20 protein-coding genes and 1 pseudogene are annotated in these 19,971 nt (G+C 70.2%); 10 read left to right on the top strand and 11 right to left on the bottom strand.

Annotated elements, in window-relative coordinates:
• Positions 1-100: 100 nt before the first annotated feature.
• The 3 genes and pseudogenes from ABXS86_RS15850 to ABXS86_RS15860 all read right to left on the bottom strand — a co-directional run.
• Positions 101-406: pseudogene (locus ABXS86_RS15850) on the bottom strand (nucleoside deaminase); the annotation flags it as partial.
• A gap of 69 nt (positions 407-475) precedes the next feature.
• Complete coding sequence (locus ABXS86_RS15855) at positions 476-757, bottom strand: hypothetical protein (RefSeq protein ID WP_353665090.1); 282 nt, start codon at positions 755-757, stop codon at positions 476-478.
• 9 nt (positions 758-766) lie between these two features.
• Positions 767-2,656 carry an amylosucrase gene (locus ABXS86_RS15860; protein WP_353665091.1) on the bottom strand — a complete coding sequence of 630 codons (1,890 nt, stop codon included), beginning with the start codon at positions 2,654-2,656 and terminating at the stop codon, positions 767-769.
• Positions 2,657-2,758: 102 nt separating this feature from the next.
• Between ABXS86_RS15860 and ABXS86_RS15865 the strand changes: the two genes are divergently transcribed.
• Positions 2,759-3,736, top strand: a complete 978-nt coding sequence (locus ABXS86_RS15865) for a DMT family transporter (protein WP_353665092.1) — start codon at positions 2,759-2,761, stop codon at positions 3,734-3,736.
• Positions 3,737-3,796: 60 nt separating this feature from the next.
• On the opposite strand, the gene ABXS86_RS15870 is transcribed toward ABXS86_RS15865, so the two are convergent.
• Positions 3,797-4,366 (bottom strand): nitroreductase family protein, encoded by a 570-nt coding sequence (locus ABXS86_RS15870; RefSeq protein ID WP_230705363.1) that lies wholly within the window; start codon positions 4,364-4,366, stop codon positions 3,797-3,799.
• Positions 4,363-4,782, bottom strand: coding sequence for a peptide-methionine (R)-S-oxide reductase MsrB (gene msrB / locus ABXS86_RS15875; RefSeq protein WP_307212902.1), 420 nt, complete (start codon positions 4,780-4,782; stop codon positions 4,363-4,365). Before msrB ends, ABXS86_RS15870 begins: the two co-directional genes overlap by 4 nt.
• A 72-nt stretch (positions 4,783-4,854) precedes the next feature.
• On the opposite strand from msrB, the gene ABXS86_RS15880 reads away from it, so the two are divergent.
• The 5 genes from ABXS86_RS15880 to groL all read left to right on the top strand — a co-directional run bounded on the left by ABXS86_RS15880 (position 4,855) and on the right by groL (position 8,877).
• Positions 4,855-5,844 (top strand): DUF2332 domain-containing protein, encoded by a 990-nt coding sequence (locus ABXS86_RS15880; RefSeq protein ID WP_353665093.1) that lies wholly within the window; start codon positions 4,855-4,857, stop codon positions 5,842-5,844.
• A 9-nt stretch (positions 5,845-5,853) separates the two neighbouring features.
• Entirely contained in the window at positions 5,854-6,108 is a 255-nt protein-coding gene (locus ABXS86_RS15885) for a DUF3263 domain-containing protein (protein WP_353665094.1), read from the top strand.
• A gap of 35 nt (positions 6,109-6,143) precedes the next feature.
• Positions 6,144-6,743, top strand: coding sequence for a LytR C-terminal domain-containing protein (locus tag ABXS86_RS15890; protein WP_353665095.1), 600 nt, complete (start codon positions 6,144-6,146; stop codon positions 6,741-6,743).
• Positions 6,744-6,887: 144 nt separating this feature from the next.
• The gene (locus ABXS86_RS15895; protein WP_144833918.1) at positions 6,888-7,088 is read left to right on the top strand and encodes a cold-shock protein; all 201 of its coding nucleotides are present in this window, start codon (positions 6,888-6,890) and stop codon (positions 7,086-7,088) included.
• A gap of 169 nt (positions 7,089-7,257) precedes the next feature.
• On the top strand, positions 7,258-8,877 hold the full coding sequence (gene groL, locus ABXS86_RS15900) for a chaperonin GroEL (RefSeq protein WP_307212889.1): 1,620 nt from the start codon (positions 7,258-7,260) through the stop codon (positions 8,875-8,877).
• Positions 8,878-9,059: 182 nt separating this feature from the next.
• Here groL and ABXS86_RS15905 read toward each other — a convergent pair whose 3' ends face one another.
• The 5 genes from ABXS86_RS15905 to ABXS86_RS15925 all read right to left on the bottom strand — a co-directional run bounded on the left by ABXS86_RS15905 (position 9,060) and on the right by ABXS86_RS15925 (position 15,359).
• Positions 9,060-10,733 carry a sensor histidine kinase gene (locus tag ABXS86_RS15905; protein WP_307212887.1) on the bottom strand — a complete coding sequence of 558 codons (1,674 nt, stop codon included), beginning with the start codon at positions 10,731-10,733 and terminating at the stop codon, positions 9,060-9,062.
• 136 nt (positions 10,734-10,869) lie between these two features.
• Positions 10,870-11,562, bottom strand: a complete 693-nt coding sequence (locus tag ABXS86_RS15910; RefSeq protein WP_055838218.1) for a response regulator transcription factor — start codon at positions 11,560-11,562, stop codon at positions 10,870-10,872.
• 69 nt (positions 11,563-11,631) lie between these two features.
• Positions 11,632-13,281 carry a DNA repair helicase XPB gene (locus tag ABXS86_RS15915; protein ID WP_353665096.1) on the bottom strand — a complete coding sequence of 550 codons (1,650 nt, stop codon included), beginning with the start codon at positions 13,279-13,281 and terminating at the stop codon, positions 11,632-11,634.
• Between the two features lie 58 nt (positions 13,282-13,339).
• Positions 13,340-15,076: a helicase-associated domain-containing protein gene (locus tag ABXS86_RS15920; protein WP_353665097.1), complete on the bottom strand. Its 1,737-nt coding sequence runs from the start codon at positions 15,074-15,076 to the stop codon at positions 13,340-13,342.
• Between the two features lies 1 nt (position 15,077).
• Complete coding sequence (locus ABXS86_RS15925; protein WP_353665098.1) at positions 15,078-15,359, bottom strand: multidrug ABC transporter ATPase; 282 nt, start codon at positions 15,357-15,359, stop codon at positions 15,078-15,080.
• Between the two features lie 107 nt (positions 15,360-15,466).
• Here ABXS86_RS15925 and ABXS86_RS15930 point away from each other — a divergent pair, with 107 nt between their 5' ends.
• Together ABXS86_RS15930 and ABXS86_RS15935 are read left to right on the top strand one after the other, a co-directional pair.
• Positions 15,467-15,850 carry a cold-shock protein gene (locus tag ABXS86_RS15930; protein WP_144833929.1) on the top strand — a complete coding sequence of 128 codons (384 nt, stop codon included), beginning with the start codon at positions 15,467-15,469 and terminating at the stop codon, positions 15,848-15,850.
• The gene (locus tag ABXS86_RS15935) at positions 15,834-16,484 is read left to right on the top strand and encodes a DUF3027 domain-containing protein (RefSeq protein ID WP_353665099.1); all 651 of its coding nucleotides are present in this window, start codon (positions 15,834-15,836) and stop codon (positions 16,482-16,484) included. Before ABXS86_RS15930 ends, ABXS86_RS15935 begins: the two co-directional genes overlap by 17 nt.
• A gap of 58 nt (positions 16,485-16,542) precedes the next feature.
• On the opposite strand, the gene serC is transcribed toward ABXS86_RS15935, so the two are convergent.
• Complete coding sequence (gene serC / locus ABXS86_RS15940; protein ID WP_353665100.1) at positions 16,543-17,664, bottom strand: phosphoserine transaminase; 1,122 nt, start codon at positions 17,662-17,664, stop codon at positions 16,543-16,545.
• Between the two features lie 99 nt (positions 17,665-17,763).
• Here serC and ABXS86_RS15945 point away from each other — a divergent pair, with 99 nt between their 5' ends.
• Both ABXS86_RS15945 and ABXS86_RS15950 read left to right on the top strand, forming a co-directional pair.
• A complete protein-coding gene (locus tag ABXS86_RS15945; RefSeq protein WP_230705367.1) occupies positions 17,764-18,462 on the top strand; it encodes a metal-dependent transcriptional regulator in 699 nt (232 codons plus the stop codon).
• A 348-nt stretch (positions 18,463-18,810) separates the two neighbouring features.
• Complete coding sequence (locus ABXS86_RS15950; RefSeq protein WP_353665101.1) at positions 18,811-19,638, top strand: M23 family metallopeptidase; 828 nt, start codon at positions 18,811-18,813, stop codon at positions 19,636-19,638.
• Positions 19,639-19,971: the final 333 nt, after the last annotated feature.

Genomic DNA, 19,971 nt, shown 5'->3' on the forward strand with positions numbered 1-19,971 from the left:
TCGGGAGTGCGCGCTCCGACACGGGCTTGGCGTACTCGTCGTAGAAGGTGGCGAGCGTCATGAGACGGTTGCCGTCCTCGTAGTGCTCGCCCTCTTCCTCGCGGGTCACGGCGAAGAAGAGGCGGTCGGGCTGGGCGTAGTAGACGGCCCCCAGGCACATGGGGCAGGGGTAGGCGGTGACGTACATGTCGTGGCCCGACAGATCGCCGAGCCCCTTCTCGGCCGCAGCGCGGATGGCGCGGATCTCGGCGTGCGCCGTGGGGTCGCCCTCCTGGGCGACGTGGTTGACGGCTTCGGCGACGATCTCGCCGTCCTTGACGATGAGGCACGCGAACGGCTTGCCGCCCGCCTCGACGTTCTCCTTCGCGCGCGAGATGGTCAGCGCCGAGAGTTCCTGGTGGTTCATGGCTCGACGCTAGGCGAGCGGACCCGACGCGGACCGGGCTGTGCAGCCAGGTGGGTTCGTGCTACCGCGTCACGAGAACGTCTGCGCGAGGGCGACCAGGAACAGGAACGCCGACGCGATGGTCACGAGGCCGGCGAGAAGGGCCCCCGCGATGGCCGCCCATCGCAGAGGCCCGGGCCGCGACCCCGCCTCCCACGCGAACATCAACGCGGCGACGCCGACCACCAGCATCACCAGGGCGCCGAGCAGGTCGGCGGGAGCCCACACGGCGGTCGAGAGCGCGACGACACCGGCCACGAACGCGAGCACGTGTCGCGGGTGGGTGCCCGGGGCGGGCTCGTCGGATGCCACGTGGATCCGTCAGCGCAGGCGCACGCGCAGCCACCGCACGCCGTGCGGGGCCAGCGTGAGACCCGCGCCGAGCCACACGGGGTGCACCTCGACGAGATCGAGCGCCTCGGGCGCGAGGCCCGACAGAGTGACGGCGTCGATCTCGGCCGGGGAGTCGGCGACGTTCGTCAGCACGAGCACCGCGAACCCGACGTCGCCCGGGCGCAGGAAGGCGACGACGGATGCCACGTGCGTGTCGAACGCGACGAGCTCGTTGCCCGCGAATTCCGGCGTCGACCGGCGCACCTCGGTCAACCGCGTGAGGCGTGAGTACACGCGACCGGCGACGGTGTCGGCATCCGTTCGCTCCGCGTACCTCTCGGCGGGGCGGTGCGGGCGGTGCACCCAGCGGCTGTCCCCGGCCTCTTCCGCACGCTCGGCGTAGGAGTAGTCGTTGAGCTGCGCCACCTCGTCGCCGAGGTAGAGAAGCGGGATCCCGCCCGTCGACAGGGCGAGCGCGTGCGCGAGGATCACGCGGTCCTCGCCTCCCGCGTCGCCGGCCTCGATGCCCGCGAGCGAGGCCGTCGTGCCGGTCACCCGGGCGTCGCCGGTGCGCGGGTTCTCCTGGAACGGCACGCCGCGGGCGAAGGATCCCTCGGCACGGCCGACGTAGAAGTCGTTGAGGAAGCGGCGGTGCGGGTACCCGTCGATGCCGAGCTCGGCGGCGTCCTCGTCGGCGAAGGTCCAGCCGATGTCGTCGTGACTGCGCACGTAGTTCACCCAGGCGGTGCCCGCGGGCAGGGCGTGGCGGCGTTCGAGCGCCTGCTGCAGCAGGCGGCCGTCACGGGTGGCGAGCGCCTCCCAGGTCAGCGCCATCTGCAGCGGGTTGTACGAGATCTGGCATTCGTCGGGCGAGATGTACGACACCACCTCGTCGGGGTGCACGATGGCTTCCGACTTGAACAGCATCCCGGGGGCGGCCATGCGCAGCACGGCGTTGAACGCCTGCAGCAGCAGGTGCGCCTCGGGAAGAGACTCGCAGGGGGTGCCGAGCTGCTTCCAGATGAAGGCCACGGCATCCATCCGCAGGATCTCCACGCCCTGGTTGGCGAGGAAGAGCATCTCGCCCGCCATCGCCTCGAAGACGGCGGGATTGGCGTAGTTGAGGTCCCATTGGAAGTGGTAGAACGTCGCCCAGATCCAGCGGCCGTCGTCGAGCTGCACGAAGGAGCCGGGGTGGTCGTCGGGGAAGATCTCGCGCGTCGTCCGCTCGTAGGCGTCGGGCATCTCGCGGTCGGGGAAGATCAGGTAGAAGTCCTCGTACCCCGCCTCGCCCGAAATGGCCTTCTGCGCCCACTCGTGCTCGTTGCTGGTGTGGTTGAAGATGAAGTCGACGACGAGCGAGATGCCCGCCCGTCGCAGGTCGGCGGCCAGCTCCGCGAGCTCCTCCATCGTGCCGAGCTTCGGGTTCACGCGGCGGTAGCTCGACACGGCGTAGCCGCCGTCGCTGTTGCCCTCGGGGCTGTCGAACAGCGGCATGAGGTGCAGGTAGGTCAGGCCGAGTTCGCGGAAGTACGGGATCGAATCCCGGATGCCGCTGAGCCCGCCGGCGTAGCGATCGACGTAGCAGACCCCTCCGAGCATGCGCTCGCTCTCGAACCAGTCGGGGTCGCTCGCACGTTCGCGATCGAGCGCCTTGAGCGCACGCGGTCGCGAGACCCACGAGCGTCGCGCCAGATCGACGATCGACGCGAGGCGCTCGAAGCCGTCGGGGCGGTCGCCGTACAGACGCACGAACAGCTCGTGCAGGCGCGGGAGGTGCAGTTCGGCGCCGGCGAGGAACTCGCGTTCGGCCTGCGCGTCGGTGAGGGAGGAAAGGATCCGCGCGACGTCGTGGGATCCGGAGTGCAGCTGTGTCACGAGCAAAGCCTGACGCATGATCGGCCCTGCGGGCGACACCGCCGCGGATCGGTGGGCGCCGGGGCGGCTCTGCGGGGCCCGCCCCGGGCCGTACGATCGACGATGGCTCCCGCGCGGGAGCGCGGAGGGAGAGCGGTGTCGGAGCGCGGATCGGTCGGCATCGCCGTCGCCGGAGCGGTGCTCATCGGCGCCCTCACGGCCCTGCAGGCGCGCATCAACGGCTCGCTCGGCGCCGAGGTCGGCGACGGCATCGTCGCCGCGGCGATCTCGTTCAGCTCGGGCCTGGTCATCCTCATCGCCCTGTCGCTTGTCGTGCCCGAAGGGCGCCGCGGCTTCGGACGACTGGTCGCCGGCATCCGGTCGCGTTCCGTGCCGCCGTGGATGCTGCTCGGCGGGCTCGCGGGGGCGTTCACCGTCGCCAGCCAGGGCCTCACGGTCGCCACGATCGGCGTCGCCCTGTTCACGGTCGGTTTCGTCGCCGGCCAGACCACGGGCGGTCTCGTGCTCGATCGGGTCGGCTTCGGCCCGGCCGGTGTCGTGCCGGTGACCGTGCGCCGCGTCGTCGGCGCCGTCCTCGCGATCGCCGGCGTCGTGGTGTGCCTGTCGGGAGACGCCCTCGGGGGCGTGCCCCTGTGGATGCTGATCGTCCCCGCGGTCGCCGGTGCGGGCGTCGCCTGGCAGCAGGGGACGAACGGTCGCCTGCGCGTGCGCGTGGAGAGCCCGCTGACGGCGACCCTGGTGAACTTCATCGGCGGAACGATCGTGCTGGTGATCGCCGCCCTCATCCACGTCGGCGTCGTCGGGGCGCCGCGCGCGATCCCCACCGCGCCGTGGCTCTACGTGGGAGGGGCGGTCGGGGTCGTCTACATCTTCTTGTCGGCGGTGGTCGTGCGCCGCACCGGCGTGCTGCTGCTCGGACTCGGATCCGTCGTGGGCCTGCTGTCGACCTCTGTGCTGCTCGACGCCCTCTGGCCCGCGCCCGCCGCCCCCTCGACCCCGGTCGCCCTGCTCGCGGCGGTCGTCGCGATCGCGGGTGTCGTGGTGGCGGCCGTGCCGTGGCGGCGGCGTCGACGCAGCTGACGGGCCCCCGCGCATACGACGACGCCGCCGGCCGGAGCCGACGGCGTCGTGGCGATCACCTCAGAGGCGGGTCTCGTCGAGCGTTCGACGCTTCTTGCCTCCGGGCATGCGCGAGAGGTGCTTCGCGGCATCCACCGTCTTGCGGCGCACGGGGCGCGAGCGCTGCGGCTTGCCCCCGACGTAGAGCCATCCCAGCAGCACCTCGCCCTTGGCGAGACCGTGCGCTTTCGCGAGCACCTTGCTGCGGGTGTTGTCGTCTGTGCGCCAGAACACGCCGAAGCCCGCCTCGTCGAGCACGAGGCTCAGCATGTGGGCGACTCCGGATGCCACGGCCTCCTGCTCCCACGCGGGGATCTTCTTCGAGCTGAGATCGGCGACCACCGCGATGATCAGCGGGGCGCGGCGGGGCTTCGAGGAGAGCCCCTTCTTGCCGTCGGCCTTGTTGAGCGCGCGGGCGAGCACGTCGCGGTCGGTTCCCCGGATCTCGATGAGACGCCAGGGCCGCAGGGTCTTGTGGTCGGCGACCCGCCCGGCCGCGGCGACGAACGCCTCGAGCTCGGGTCCGGTCGGGGCGAGGTCGGTGACCTTCGACCACGACCGGCGGTCGCGCATGGCTTCGAGCGCGCTCATGCCTCGGCGGTGGGAGAGTCGGCGGGGGTGAAGTTCAGCGACAGCGAGTTCATGCAGTAGCGGTCGCCGGTGGGCGTGCCGAACCCGTCGGGGAAGACGTGACCCAGGTGCGAGCCGCAGTTCGCGCAGCGGACCTCGGTGCGCTGCATGCCGTGGCTGTTGTCGTCGATGAGCTCGACGGCCTCGGGGCGCACCGACTCGTAGAAGCTCGGCCATCCGCAGTGCGAGTCGAACTTGGTGCCGCTCTGGAACAGCTCGTTGCCGCACGCGGCGCAGGTGTAGAAACCGGCGCGGCTCTCGTCGAGCAGCTCACCGGTCCAGGCGCGCTCGGTGCCCGCCTGGCGCAGCACGGCGTACTGCTCGGGGCTCAGCTCGGCGCGCCACTGGTCGTCGGACTTGTCGACGGCGTAGGTCATGGGGTTCTCTCCTTCGTCTCCTCCATTCTCCCCTGGGCGCGGGCGATCGGGTCGAGCTGGGATGATCGGGGAGTGGATCCGGATGCCGTGACGACGACCGTCGCCCGCTACGGGCGCTTCGCCCGAGACGAGGCCCCCGGCCGCTCGGCGGTCTACGAGGCATGGGCGCGGCGGGTCGTCGACGACCCCGCGGTCGCGTCCGCCCTCGCGCGCATCCCCGAGACGCGCCGGCAGCCGCCTCTCGTGTTCGCCGTGCTGCGTCTTCTCGGAGCACCCCTCGACGACGTCGACGCGTGGGCGCGGTGGGTCGTCGCGAATGCCGACGAGGTGGCGGCCGAATGCGCGCGCCGCAGCGTGCAGACGAACGAGCCGCTGCGGTGCGCTGCTCTGCTTCCCGCGCTCTCGCTCATCGACGGACCCATCGCGCTGCTCGAGGTGGGGGCGAGCGCGGGTCTGTGCCTCTACCCCGACCGCTACGCGTACCGCTACCTCCGGGGTTCCGAGACGATCGCGCTGGATCCGACCGATGGTGCGGGCGCCGTCACGCTCGAGAGCGAGCTGACGGGCTCGCCCGAGCTCCGGATGCCGCAGATCGTGTGGCGCGCGGGCATCGACCTGAACACCCTCGACGCGCGCGACGACGGCGACCGCGCCTGGCTGACCGGCCTCGTGTGGCCGGGGGAGGAGGGGCGTCGAGAGCGCATCGCGGGAGCGCTGGACATCGCCGCGGCCGACCCGCCCCTGCTCGTCGCCGGCGACGGCGCCGCGGCGCTGCCCGCGCTCGCCGCTCGGGCTCCGCGCGATGCGACGCTCGTCGTGACGACGCCGGGGGTGCTCGCCCACGTGCCGCGTGCGCATCGAGGCGATGTGATCGCCGCGGCCCGCGCCGCCGGGCGGTGGATCACCCTCGACGCCCCGGGCCTTCACGATGCGTGGTCGCAGCCCCCGCGTGTCACCCGCGGCGGCTTCGCCCTCGCCCTCGACGGCGACGTCGTCGCGGAAGTCGATCCGCTCGGGGCGTGGGTGGCGTGGCATCCGGGATCGCAGGCGGCCCCGCAGTAGCGTCGAGGTGTGCCTCTGACCGACCGTGATCTCGCGTTCCTCGCCTTCGAGGGTGAGTGGAAACGCCACGCGGGTGCGAAAGAGGAGGCGATCCGCGCCGAGTTCGACCTGACGCCCGCGCGGTACTACCAACTGCTCGGTCGTCTCATCGACACCCCCGAGGCCCTCGCCAACGACCCGATGCTGGTGCGTCGTCTGCGCCGCCGTCGCGACGAGGCCGCGGAGCGCCATCGGGCGCGCCTCGGGCGTACAGCGTCTCGCTGAGAAGACCCGAAAACTCCGACCGGTAGCATCGTCGAATGGCCAGATCGACCTTCCCGCGGGATCGCTTCGACGACCTGCCGGACGCCTCCGGCCGCGTCGGGGCGCACCGCGCCGAGAGCCCGCGTTCGCGCGGCTGGATCGTGTTCCTGTGGGCGGCCATCGCCACCCTCGTGCTGATCATCGCGGGCGTCTTCGGCACCCTCGTGCTCTCGGGGCGACTGTCGTTCGGCGACGCCGACGCGCCCGCGCCCGTCATCTCCGCCGAGCCCACCACGCCGTCGGTGGTCGACACGTCGTACACGGTCGTCGTGCTCAACGGCACCCCGCAGGACGGGCTGGCCGCGTCGCTGCGCGAGCAGATCGTCGCCGCCGGGTGGTCGAGCGACGACGTCGAGACGGGCAACTCCGACACCACCGACTTCGCCACCACGACCGTCTACTACAAGGGCGAGGGCGACGCCGCCGCGGCGGAGGGGCTCGCGCAGACCATCGGCGGCGCGCAGACCGCCCTGAGCGACTTCCTCCAGCCGGCCGACGACCCCGGCACCCCCGACGACGAGAGCGCGGCCAAGCGGCTCATCGTCGTGATCGGCCTCGACCGGGCCGGCGGTGCCACGCCCGCACCCACGGGCTGATCCCTGCGACCGAGCCCCCGGGAGCCGCGTGTTTCCGCGGCGTAACAACTTGGGGGCACGCGCGTCAACAATGCCCGCGAACCCCCTCGCGGCGGCATCCGGCGTGCTTACGATGACCTCGTCGTACAGCAACAGGAGATTCGCATGACCCAGGGCACTGTCAAATGGTTCAACGCCGAGAAGGGCTTCGGCTTCATCACCGTCGCTGACGGGCAGGACGTCTTCGTCCACTACTCGAGCATCGAGATGTCGGGCTTCCGCGTCCTCGAGGAAGGACAGGCCGTCGAGTTCACCGTCGGCAACGGGCAGAAGGGCCCGCAGGCGGAGTCGGTGCGCCTGGCCTGACCGCTGCATCGAACGCCGTGGCATCCGCACTCCGGATGCCACGGCGTTCGTCGTTCCACGAGGGTCCGGTGGCTTGCACTCCCCAGGGGCGAGTGCCAGAATGAGTTAGCACTCGCATTCGTCGAGTGCCAAATTTGGAAGTCACCCGTCCGGGAGGGACGACACACTTATGGCAAAGATCATCGCTTTCGACGAAGAGGCCCGACGCGGTCTCGAGCGCGGCCTCAACACGCTGGCCGACGCCGTCAAGGTGACCCTGGGCCCCCGCGGTCGCAACGTCGTGCTCGAGAAGAAGTGGGGCGCCCCCACGATCACGAACGACGGTGTCTCGATCGCCAAGGAGATCGAGCTCGACGACCCGTACGAGAAGATCGGCGCCGAGCTGGTCAAGGAGGTCGCCAAGAAGACCGACGACGTCGCGGGTGACGGCACCACCACCGCCACCGTTCTCGCCCAGGCGCTCGTGCGCGAGGGCCTGCGCAACGTCGCGGCCGGCGCCGACCCCATCTCGCTCAAGAAGGGCATCGAGAAGGCCGTCAAGGCCGTCACCGACGAGCTGCTCGCCTCCGCCAAGGAGGTCGAGTCCAAGGAGCAGATCGCCGCCACCGCGTCGATCTCCGCCGCCGACCCCGCGATCGGCGAGCTCATCGCCGAGGCCATCGACAAGGTGGGCAAGGAAGGCGTCGTCACCGTCGAGGAGTCGAACACCTTCGGCACCGAGCTCGAGCTCACCGAGGGCATGCGCTTCGACAAGGGGTACATCAACCCCTACTTCGTCACCGACCCCGAGCGTCAGGAAGCGGTCTTCGAGGACCCGTACATCCTGATCGCCAACCAGAAGATCTCCAACATCAAGGACCTTCTGCCGATCGTCGACAAGGTGATCCAGGAGGGCAAGGAGCTCCTCATCATCGCCGAGGACGTCGAGGGCGAAGCCCTCGCGACGCTCGTGCTCAACAAGATCCGCGGCATCTTCAAGTCGGTCGCCGTCAAGGCTCCCGGCTTCGGCGACCGTCGCAAGGCGCAGCTGCAGGACATCGCGATCCTCACGGGCGGCCAGGTCATCACCGAAGAGGTGGGCCTCAAGCTCGAGAACGCGACCGTCGACCTGCTCGGCCGTGCCCGCAAGGTCATCATCACCAAGGACGAGACCACGATCGTCGAGGGTGCCGGTGAGTCGGAGCTGATCGAGGGTCGCGTGACCCAGATCCGCCGCGAGATCGAGAACACCGACAGCGACTACGACCGCGAGAAGCTCCAGGAGCGCCTCGCGAAGCTCGCCGGTGGCGTCGCCGTCATCAAGGCCGGAGCCGCGACCGAGGTCGAGCTCAAGGAGCGCAAGCACCGCATCGAAGACGCCGTGCGCAACGCCAAGGCCGCTGTGGAAGAGGGTGTCGTCGCCGGTGGTGGCGTCGCGCTCATCCAGGCCGGCAAGAACGCCCTCGGCAACCTGAACCTCGTCGGTGACGAGGCTACGGGTGCCAACATCGTTCGCGTCGCCATCGAGGCCCCGCTCAAGCAGATCGCGCTCAACGCCGGTCTCGAGCCCGGTGTCGTGGCGAACAAGGTCGCCGAGCTCCCCGTGGGCCACGGCCTCAACGCCGCGACCGGTGAGTACGGTGACCTGTTCGCACAGGGCATCATCGACCCGGCCAAGGTGACCCGCTCGGCTCTGCAGAACGCCGCGTCGATCGCAGGTCTGTTCCTCACGACCGAGGTCGTCGTCGCCGACAAGCCCGAGAAGGTCGCCGCTCCCGCGGGCGACCCGACCGGTGGCATGGACTTCTGATCCACGCCTAGGCATCGCACAGAAGGCCCCCTCCTCCGGGAGGGGGCCTTCTCGCGTATCCGGACGACTGCGTCCTCACCGGCCGCGCTCCGGGGCGCGGCGGACCCGTAAGGCCGGTACCGCGGTCCCACGCGCGATCGGCGGGGCGACCGCGGGGGATCGTCCTCGCGGTGCGAGGCGGCTCAGGCCTCGTCGACCTCGGGGCGGTAGGCCTCGGGGAGACGCTCGAGAGGCTGCGTCTCGATGAGCGCGTGCTCCTCGACGTCGCGCCGGTCGGCGAGGGGGAGCGAGACGCGGAACGTCGCGCCGCCGCCGGGGGTGTCGACGACCTCGACCGTGCCGTGCAGCAGGTCGACTATCGAGGCGACGATCGACAGACCGAGCCCCGACCCTCCGGTCTCGCGCGTGCGCGAGGTGTCGGCGCGCCAGAAGCGCTGGAAGATCTGCTCGCGGATCTGCTCGGGAACGCCCTCGCCGTGATCGATGATCTCGATCCAGCCCATGTCGCTCTCGGCATCCACCCCCACCCGCAAGCCGATGGGGGAGTCGTCAGCGGTGAACCGGCGGGCGTTGCCGAGGAGGTTCGCGACCACCTGGCGCACTTTGTTCTCATCGCCCAGCACGATCGGGGCCAGACGCGGGGTCGCGCGCAGCAGACCCGGGCCGGGCGCGGCCGCGGGGGTCTCTCCCGTGTTCGCCGCCGGGTCGGACGCGTCTTTGGTCCGTCGGCGGAGCCGCGAGAGCGTTGCGCCGGCGATCGCCATCGCCGACGTCGGGGGCGCCGCGCGGCGGCGGCTGGCCGCGGTCGAGGGGCGACCGCCGGCATCGAGCAGCGGATCGAGGGTGATGGTCGGCAGGACCAGTTCGTCGCGAGAGGTCGTGTCGTCGACCGTCACCTCGCGCTGCGGAGAGGTGACGCGCAGGTCGAGGGCGGCGTCGCGCGCGATGGGGCGCAGATCGAGCTCGGTGATGGAGACGTCGCGGCGCTCGTCGAGGCGGGCGAGGGCCAGCAGGTCTTCGACGAGGGCGCCCATGCGGATCGCCTCCTTCTCGATGCGCTCCATCGACTGGGCCACGTCTTCGTCGGAGCGGATCGCCCCCATGCGGTACAGCTCGGCGTAGCCGCGCATCGTGACCAGCGGCGTGCGCAGTTCGTGACTGGCGTCGCCGATGAACCGGCGCATCTGGCGGACCGTCGCGTCGCGCTGACCGATGGCGCCGTCGATGCGGGCGAGCATCGCGTTGATCGCGGTCTTGAGTCGACCCACCTCGGTGTCGGGCACGATGTCGGTGAGACGCTGGCTGAAGTCACCGGCGGCGATGTCCATCGCGGTCGTCTCGACCTGGCGCAGGTTGCGGAACGCCAGGGTGACCAGCAGGCGCGTCAGCAACGCGGTCGCGATGAGGATGAGCAGGGCGACGAACGCGTAGATGCCCAGGTACGCCGCCACGATCCGATCGGTCGGCGCGAGGGGTTGGATGACCATCTGGGTGTAGACGCCCGGATTGCCCTGCGGCTGCAGCACCCCGACGCGCGCGAGGAAGTGCTGCCCCGAGGTGGGGTCTTCGAGCTCTATGCGTTTGTCGATCTGCAGGTAGGTCTGCTCGAGCGTGAACGTCTGCGGGATGTCGGGAAGCGACGTCGACGCCGTCCCGTTGTAGAACGCCTCACGCTGGCCGTCGGGGCCGTAGACGACGACCATCGAACCGATCTGCGGGGCGTTGTCGACCTGCGAGAACACCGTCTGCCCGTCGACCGACGCCGTCGTGAAGATGCTGTTGGCGATGCTCCCCGCCGCCTGTTGCGCGAGCTGCTCGTCGAGGTTGTTCACCAGGGTCGTGCGCAGGAACACCATCGTGCCGATGCCCGCGGTGAACAGACCGATGGCGAGGAGCGCGACGGTGACGCCGGTGACCTTGGTGCGCAGACTCAGGCCGCGCCACCAGCGCGTGAGGGAATCGTCGGAGGGCGACAGGGGCGATGCCTTCCGCTCAGGCGGTCTTGCCCGACTTCAGCATGTAGCCGAAGCCGCGCTTGGTCTGGATGAGCGGCTCCGAGGAGTGCGGATCGATCTTGCGACGCAGGTAGGAGATGTAGCTCTCGACGATGCCCGCGTCGCCGTTGAAGTCGTACTCCCACACGTGGTCGAGGATCTGCGCCTTCGACAGCACGCGGTTGGGGTTCAGCATGAGGTAGCGCAGCAGCTTGAACTCGGTGGGGCTGAGGTCGATCGAGACGTCGCCGACGCTGACGTCGTGCGTGTCCTGGTCCATCGTCAGTTCACCCGTGCGGATGATCGACTCTTCATCGGCCTGCATCGTGCGGCGCAGGATCGCCTGGATGCGGGCGACGATCTCATCGAGGCTGAACGGCTTGGTGACGTAGTCGTCGCCTCCCGCGTTCAGGCCCATGATCTTGTCTTCCGTCTCGTCCTTGGCGGTGAGGAAGAGGATCGGTGCGGTGTAGCCGGCGCCGCGGAGCCGCTTGGTGACGCTGAAGCCGTTCATGTCGGGCAGCATCACGTCGAGCACGATGAGATCGGGTTCTTCTTCGAGCACGGCCGAGATCGTCTGCGCGCCGTTGGCCACGGCTCGCACCTGGAAACCGGCGAAGCGCAGGCTCGTGATGAGCAGGTCGCGGATGTTCGGTTCGTCGTCGACGACGAGGATGCGAGGAGCTGTCATGCCCTCATTATCGTGATCCCACCCAGCAAAGTGCTGGATATGGCTCGGAAAGCCGCACCCTGGTATGTCTCAGGCGGCTGCGGCGTCGATTCCGTCGGCGTCCAGGATCGTGTACGCGTACCCCTGCTCGGCGAGGAAACGCTGGCGGTTCTGCGCGAAATCCTGGTCGACCGTGTCGCGGGCGATGAGCGTATAGAAGCTCGCGGTGTGGTTCGACTGCTTGGGTCGCAGCAGTCGACCGAGGCGCTGCGCCTCTTCTTGACGGGAGCCGAACGACCCCGACACCTGGATGGCGACGGAGGCCTCGGGCAGGTCGACCGAGAAGTTCGCCACCTTCGAGACCACCAGCAGCGGGATGCTGCCGTCGCGGAAGCCCTGGAACAACTCTTCGCGCTCGGAGATCGGGGTCGCTCCGGTGATCTGCGGAGCGCCGAGGGCCTGCGCCAGCTCGTCGATCTGATCGAGGTACTGACCGATCACGAGAACACGCTCACCCGGATGCCGCTGCACGAGCCGACGCGCGACCTCGATTTTCGCCGGCGCGGTGGCGGCCAGGCGATAGCGGTCCTCGTCGGCGGCGGCGGCGTACTCGAGCCGTTCGTCGGCGGGGAGGTCGATGCGCACCTCGTAGCAGGCGGCGGGGGAGATGAAGCCCTGGGCCTCGATCTCCTTCCACGGCGCGTCGAACCGCTTGGGACCGATGAGGCTGAACACGTCGCCTTCGCGACCGTCTTCGCGCACGAGCGTCGCGGTGAGGCCGAGCCGGCGGCGCGCCTGCAGGTCGGCGGTGAGCTTGAACACCGGTGCGGGGAGTAGGTGCACCTCGTCGTACAGGACGAGGCCCCAGTCGAGCGCATCGAGCAGGGCGAGGTGGGCGTACTTGCCGCCTCGCTTGGCGGTGAGGATCTGGTAGGTCGCGATGGTGACCGGCTTGATCTCCTTGACCTGGCCGGAGTACTCGCCGATCTCCTCGGGCGTCAGACTGGTGCGCCGCAGCAGCTCGTCGCGCCACTGGCGCGCGCTGACGGTGTTGGTCACCAGGATCAGCGTCGTCGTGCGCGTGTCGGCCATGGCCCCGGCGCCCACGAGCGTCTTGCCCGCGCCGCAGGGGAGCACGACGACGCCGGACCCGCCCTCGGAGAACGAGTCGACAGCCTGGCGCTGGTAGGGGCGCAGGCTCCAGCCGTCTTCGGCGAGATCGATCGGGTGGGGGGTGCCCGGGGTGTAGCCCGCGAGGTCTTCGGCGGGCCAGCCGATCTTGAGCAGCTCCTGCTTGATGTGGCCGCGCGCCCAGGCGTCGACGAGGAAGGTGTCGGGGCTCGGGTGCCCGATCAGCAGGGGAGCGATGCGCTTGTTGCGCGAGACCTCGCTGAGGACGGCGGCATCCGTCGAGCGAAGCACGAGGGCGCCCTCGTCGTTGCGTTCGATGACGAGGCGGCCGTAGCGATTGACGGTCTCGCGGATGTCGGTGCTGACCGAGGCGGGCACCGGGAAGCGCGACCAGTTGTCGAGGGTCGCGAGCATCGCGTCGGCATCGTGGCCGGCGGCGCGGGCGTTCCACAGCCCCAGGCGCGTGATGCGGTAGGTGTGGATGTGCTCGGGCGCGCGTTCGAGTTCGGCGAACACCGCCAGCTCGTGCCGCGCCGTTTCCGCCTGAGGGTGAGCCACCTCGAGGAGCACGGTGCGGTCGCTTTGCACGATGAGGGGACCGTCAGCCATAACGTTCGATCCTACCGGGGTCGGAGAAGGACGGGCCGACCGTGCACGCCGTGCGGCGTCACGCGACGGGAGCGACGCCGTCGATGTGCGACAGCGGCAGGGTGCGTTCGACGTCGGCGCCGCGGTCGCGCCCGCGCAGGCGTCCGCCGCCCAGACCCGTCGCCTCGAGACGGAACACGCGCGCCGTTCCGTCGGGTAGACGCACCGTCACGTCGATCACCGCGCGAGCGCGCACGGCCTGATCCAGCTCGCGTTCGAGCCACGCGGCATCCGAGTCCTCGGCCCCCGCGCGCAGGCGCGCGATCAGCGGGGCGTAGGTCTCATCGGCATCCGCGCCGGGAGTCTGCTCGGTGGCGAGCCTGGCGCGCTCGAGGGCCCGCGGTCGGCCCTGCTCGTCGACCGCGACGGCGGGGTAGTGCGCGTCGGTGAGCGCCCAGAAGACCACGTCGGCCGACACGTGCGACTCGAGGGCGTCGTCGGTGCGGGTGAGAGCGATCGAGCGGAGCGACTGGTCGATCTCCATCGAGCGCAGCAGCGTCTCGTCGTCGGTGACGACCCGCGTGAGGGACGAGGTCGCCTCGGTCATCACGCGCACGCGGCCGTGCTCCGCCGCGGTGCGCTCGATGACGTACGCGAGCGGCTGGGGGAGGCCCGTCAAGGAGATGCCCGAGAGGAACTCGCGCAGCGAGTCGGCGGTCTCGCCCGCGGTGATCGCGGCGCCGATGGTCGCGGCGCTGAAGCGGTAGCTCGAGGCCTGGGCGCGCGACTCGCGGGTGGCCATCGACCGCAGGCGCACGTCGAGGTGGGGAGCGAGGGGGCCCGGGGCGATGGCGGTGAGGTCGTTCTGCAGGTAGACGCGGTCGACCTCGGGCGGGAGCAGTTCGCGCAGCGCGGAGGTGTCGACGTCGCCGCCCTCGGCGAGGGGCTGAGCCCACGGGGTGATGCGGCCCGCGGCATCCGTGAGTCCCCAGCGGATCAGCCGTTCGGTCCACAGTGCCGCGCGCTCGGGAGCCTCGGGGTCGAAGGGGGTCGCGCCGGCCCACAGGTGCAGGGGGATCCATCCGCCGTTCTCGGAACGGTAGGCACGAGGGAGGGCGTCGCGCAGTGCGACGGCGGTCTGCTGCCACCGCTCGAGCGTCGGCAGCTTGAGCCATTCGCGACCGGCGGGCGAAACGAGCCAGGCGCGGTCGTTCGATCCGAGCAGCCCGACCGAGGCGGCGAGCCCGACCAGCAGATCGGCGTCGGCGGGGGTCTCGACGGCTCCCGCATCGACCAGGCGGCGGCGTTCGGTCGCGCCCAGCGAACCCGATCCGATGCGCCCGAGCGGGGATCCGAGGGTCTGCAGGAGCACGTCGGCGACCGAGGCGGCGTTGGTGAAGGCGGCTTCGGAGGCAGCGGCGACGGATGCCGCGGACTCGGAGGCACCCGGTTCTCGTGCGGCGGTGCGCGGCTCGGCGAGACCGTCGGGACGGGCCTCGCGCACGGCATCGGCGACCGTGGGGAAGGGGACTCCCGCGTCGTCGACGAGGGCCCGGGATGCGAGGTCGGCGCGCACGCGGCCGGTCGCGGCCTCGCCGTCGACGGCGGCCACGAGGGCCTCGGCCTCGTCGCGGGAGAGAGCGGGAAGGCCGCGCGCGACCGATGCCGGCTCGAGCAGGGCTTCCGCGGCGTCGAACATGTCGCGCCAGGTGCTCGAGGGCGAGATCTGCCGCTCGTCGAAGAGACGGCCGAGCTCGGTGTCGGTGAGCGCGCTCAACGAGACCGCCAGTGCGCGTTGTGCGGAGGTCTCGGCCACGTCATCGGGCCCTGTTGGCCCGGCCCTTTCGAACGAAGCTCATGATGAGCACGGCCATCAAGCACGCGAAAGCGATCGGTGGGGCGATGTAGACCAGCAGCCCGACGGTGGGCCAGACGCCCGAACCCATGTCGGCACCGTAGCTGGAGCCGATGATGATGGCGAAGAAGCACAGGATCGACAGCACGAGAAGGCCAAGCGACATGAACGCGAGGATGCGGTCGATGCGGCGGACGGGGACGTCGTCGCCCGGCGTGCTGCCACCGGAGGTGCGGGTGCTCATCGGGCTCAGCCTACTGCCTGGCGGCGGTGCCGTAGGCTGGAAGACCGGGATCCGATCGGCTCCCGTGTTCCGCCGCGCGATCCGCGCACTCATCCAGCGAGGTGTCCATGCCCACCGGCAAGGTCAGGTTCTACGACGACGAGAAGGGCTTCGGCTTCATCAGCACCGATGACGGCCAGGACGTGTTCCTGCACGCCACGGCTCTGCCCGCCGGAACCCCGGGCCCGAAGGCCGGGACCCGCCTCGAGTTCGGCGTGGCCGACGGCAAGCGCGGTCTGCAGGCGCTCTCTGTGCGCGTGCTCGATGCCCCCGTGAGCCTGTCGAAGCGCTCGCGCAAGCCCGCCGACGACATGGCGATCATCGTTGAAGACCTCGTGAAGCTGCTCGACGGCATCGGCGGCGACCTGCGTCGCGGTCGCTACCCCAACGGCCCGCACGCCCAGAAGATCGCCGCGGTCCTGCGCAAGGTCGCCGATGACTTCGAAGCCTGAGTCGGCCGCGGACGAGCGCCTGACCGGCGCCCACGATCTCGCGGTGTCCGCGCTGCGCGAGATCACCCCCGCCGACACGATCGGCCCCGCCGCCGACTACGCCCTCGAAGACGACGGTGTCGTCTCGCTGCGCTTCCACACGCGCCTCTCGGGCTACCCCGGATGGTTCTGGACCGTCAGCGTTGCGGTCGTCGACGACTCCGAGCCGACTGTGCTCGAGGTCGAACTGCTGCCCGGTGACGGAGCGCTGCTCGCCCCCGACTGGGTGCCGTGGGCCACGCGTCTCGCCGAGTATCAGGCGGCGCAGGTCGCTGCCGCCGCGTCCGACGACGATCACGGTGACGCCGACGAGCACGGTGACGCCGACGAGCACGGTGACGACGACGATCACGACGGCGACGATCCCGACGAGGACGAAGAAGACGACGACGACGACGAGGAGCCGAAGGCGCGCTTCCACGCCGGCGACCTCGACGGCGTCGACATCGACGAGCTCGACGCTCCGGCCGCGGAGGCCGACGACGAGGGCGACGACGACGACGACATCCTCGATGACGATGACGATGACGATGACGATGACGACGACGACGACGAGGACGACGACGACCGCGACGAGGGCGACCGCAGCTACTGACCTCTGAACGACGAAGGCCGTCCCGCGCGATGCGGGACGGCCTTCGTCGTTCATGGCGTCAGGCGCCGGGCAGATTCTCGATCGTGTAGTCGATGGCGCCGATCAGGCGGCGCACGTCGTCGGGCTCGATCGAGACGAACGTGGCCACGCGCAGCTGGTTGCGGCCCAGCTTGCGGTACGGCTCGGTGTCGACGATCCCGTTGGCGCGCAGGCTCTTCGCGATCGCGCTCGCATCGATGCTGTCGTCGAAGTCGATCGTGACGACGACGGGCGAGCGGTCGGCGGCGTCCGCGACGAAGGGGGTCGCCACCGCACTGGCATCCGCCCACTCGTACAAAGCGGAGGACGACTCCGCCGTGCGCGCGGCCGCCCACTCGAGGCCGCCGTTGTCGAGGATCCAGTCGAGCTGCTCGTCGAGCAGCAGCAGGGTCGCCAGGGCGGGGGTGTTGAGCGTCTGCTGCAGGCGGGAGTTGTCGACCGCGTTCTTCAGGCTGAGGAACTCGGGGATGTAGCGGTCGGATGCCGCGATCTTCTCGATGCGCTCGATCGCCGCGGGCGAGACGGCGGCGTACCAGATGCCTCCGTCGGAGCCGAGGTTCTTCTGCGGGGCGAAGTAGTAGACGTCGGCCTGGGTGGCGTCGAAGTCGATGCCGCCCGCGGCGCTGGTGGCATCGATGACGGTGAGGGCACCGGCATCCGCGTTCACGCGCTGGACGGGGGCCGAGACGCCCGTCGAGGTCTCGTTGTGGGGCCAGGCGTAGACGTCGACGCCCTCGACGGCCTCGGCGACCGTGCGGGTGCCCGGCTCGGCGCGGCGCACGTCGGGAGCCTGCAGCCACGGCGCCGCGGCGGCCGAGGCGAACTTGCCGCCGAACTCGCCGAACACGAGGTTCTGGCTGCGGTTCTCGATCAGGCCGAAGGCCGCGGCGTCCCAGAACGCCGTCGACCCGCCGTTGCCGAGGATGATCTCGTAGCCCTCGGGCAGGCGGAACAGCTGCGCGAGACGCTCGCGCGTGCTGGCGACGAGGTTCTTCACGGGCGCCTGACGGTGCGAGGTTCCGAGGATCGACGCCCCGCGGGTGACGAGCGCCTCGAGCTGCGCGCCGCGCACCTTCGAGGGGCCGCACCCGAAGCGACCGTCGGCGGGCAGGAGATCGGTGGGGAGTTCCACGTGCGGCATGGCACTGATTCTAGGGCGAGCCTCCGGGCGGGCCCGCGCTCATGTCGGAGGGGGTCGGTAGGCTGGGAGGACTTGCCGCGCGACATCGAGGACACCTGAATGACCGATCTGATCGACACCACCGAGATGTACCTGCGCACGATCCTCGAGCTCGAAGAGGAGAAGATCGTGCCCCTGCGGGCGCGTATCTCCGAGCGCTTGGGGCACTCCGGACCGACGGTCTCGCAGACGGTCGGGCGCATGGAGCGCGACGGTCTCGTCGTCGTGTCGGAGGACCGCCGGCTCGAGCTCACCGACGCCGGCCGGCAGAAGGCCGTCGACGTCATGCGCAAGCACCGTCTCGCCGAGCGTCTGCTCAGCGACGTGATCGGCCTCGATTGGGCCTACGTGCACGACGAGGCCTGCCGCTGGGAGCACGTCATGAGCGAGCAGGTCGAGCGCCGCCTCGTCGAGCTGCTCGGGCACCCCACCGAGTCGCCGTACGGCAACCCCATCCCCGGACTCGACCAGCTCGGCGACGCCAGCAGCGTCACGTTCGACGACGGCGTGGTGGGCCTGGTCCGCAAACTCACCGACGCGGGCGGACCCATCTCGGGCACGGTCCGCCGGCTCGCCGAACCCGCGCAGGTCGACCCCGAGCTGCTGCAGCAGCTGAAGGCCGCGGGCGTCCTGCCCGGAGCCCACGGCGACTACCGCTTCAACGAGGGCTACGTGCTCGTGCAGATGGACGGCGTCGACGAAGGCCTCGAGCTGCCCGTCGAGGTGGCCTCGCACATCTTCCTCGTCGCCGAGGCCTGATCGGCGGCGCTCCTACCCGAGCATCCGCCGTGCACGCCTCCTGAAGCGTGACATGTTCGTTATCTTCGGGTAGCCTCTGAAGGTCCACAGGCGAGAAGCCCGCCGTCGGACCCCTCGCGGTTTTGCCTCATCGGCTCGTCGTCTGCAGAGGGTGAAGCCCGCACATCGTGCCCCTTATTCGAGTGCTGACGAGCCAGCGTGACCGCTCCCGGGTGATCGCGCAGAGGCGCCGGAGGAACTTTGGCTGAAAACACCGATCCCGCTGCGGACCTACCCGAGGTCCCCGCGACCGGACCCACACGCAAGAGCACCCGTGCCGCTGCCGTCGTCCCGTCGGCGAAGCGTCCCGTGGTCACCTCGATCACCGCGGCCGCACCCGCCGCCCGCACCGCACCCGCACGTAGCACGTCGTCGCAGCGCCGGTTCGGCAAGCCCGTGCGCAGCGCCGTGATCCTGTCGATGGTCGCCGGCCTCGTCGCGACGGTCGCGATCCCCGCGTACGCCGCGACCATGCCGGCCGCCGAAACCGTGACGCTGCAGCAGATGTCGGCTCCCGACAACCAGTCGCTGGTCGTCGCGTCCGACTCCACCGCCGCGACGCTCGACCGCAGCAGCTACTCGGCGACCACCGCCGAAGAGATCCAGAAGAAGAAGGATCAAGAGGCCGCCGCGGCCGCCGCCGCCGAGCGCGCCCGTCAGCTGGCCGCCAACGCGTCGAAGGCGTCGAGCAGCAGTTCGTCGAGCTCCGTGTCGGTCGACCTCAACATGACCGCACCGGGCTCCGGCGAGGTGCGCTGGCCCCTCACCAGCTACAAGCTGGGCCGTGGCCTGTGGGACTCCGGCTACCACCAGGGCGTCGACCTGCTCGCGCCGCAGGGGCAGCCGATCTTCGCCGCCGCCGCCGGCGTCGTCAAGGTCTCGCAGGAGAGCTACGGCGGCTACGGCGTCGCGATCGTCATCGAGCACGTCATCAACGGCCAGAAGGTCTCGACCACCTACGGGCACATGACCTACGGCACCCGTCAGGTGCAGGCGGGTCAGACCGTCGCGGCGGGCCAGGTCATCGGCCTGGTCGGCTCGACCGGCAGCTCGACCGCCAACCACCTGCACTTCGAGGTGCACATCAACGGCTCGGTCGTCGACCCCTACGCCTGGTTGCAGCAGAACGCGGGCTGAGCCCCACCATCACGCGAGACGGCGTGTCGGAGACGATGTTCTCCGACACGCCGTCTGCTGTTTCCCCGAGTGGCCGACCCCGGGCGTGTCGTGGTGGGTTAGCCTGTCAGCGACGTCGGAAGAACCGAAGGGAAGACCGATGAACACCAGCCCGCGCATCCGCACCATGGATGCGCTCGGGCTGCTCGTTCTTCGGCATCGTGTGTTCGGATGCCGCGGCCTCGCCGCGACTTCGAAGGCGCTGTCTGCCTAGACAGCGCCTTTTTTCATACCCCTGAGTGCCCTCCTCGTCACGAGTCGAACATCCGAGAAGCCGTCTCGGCCATTCGAGAG

The organism is Microbacterium sp. che218, assembly GCF_040436305.1.
Taxonomy (GTDB): Bacteria; Actinomycetota; Actinomycetes; order Actinomycetales; family Microbacteriaceae; genus Microbacterium; species Microbacterium algihabitans.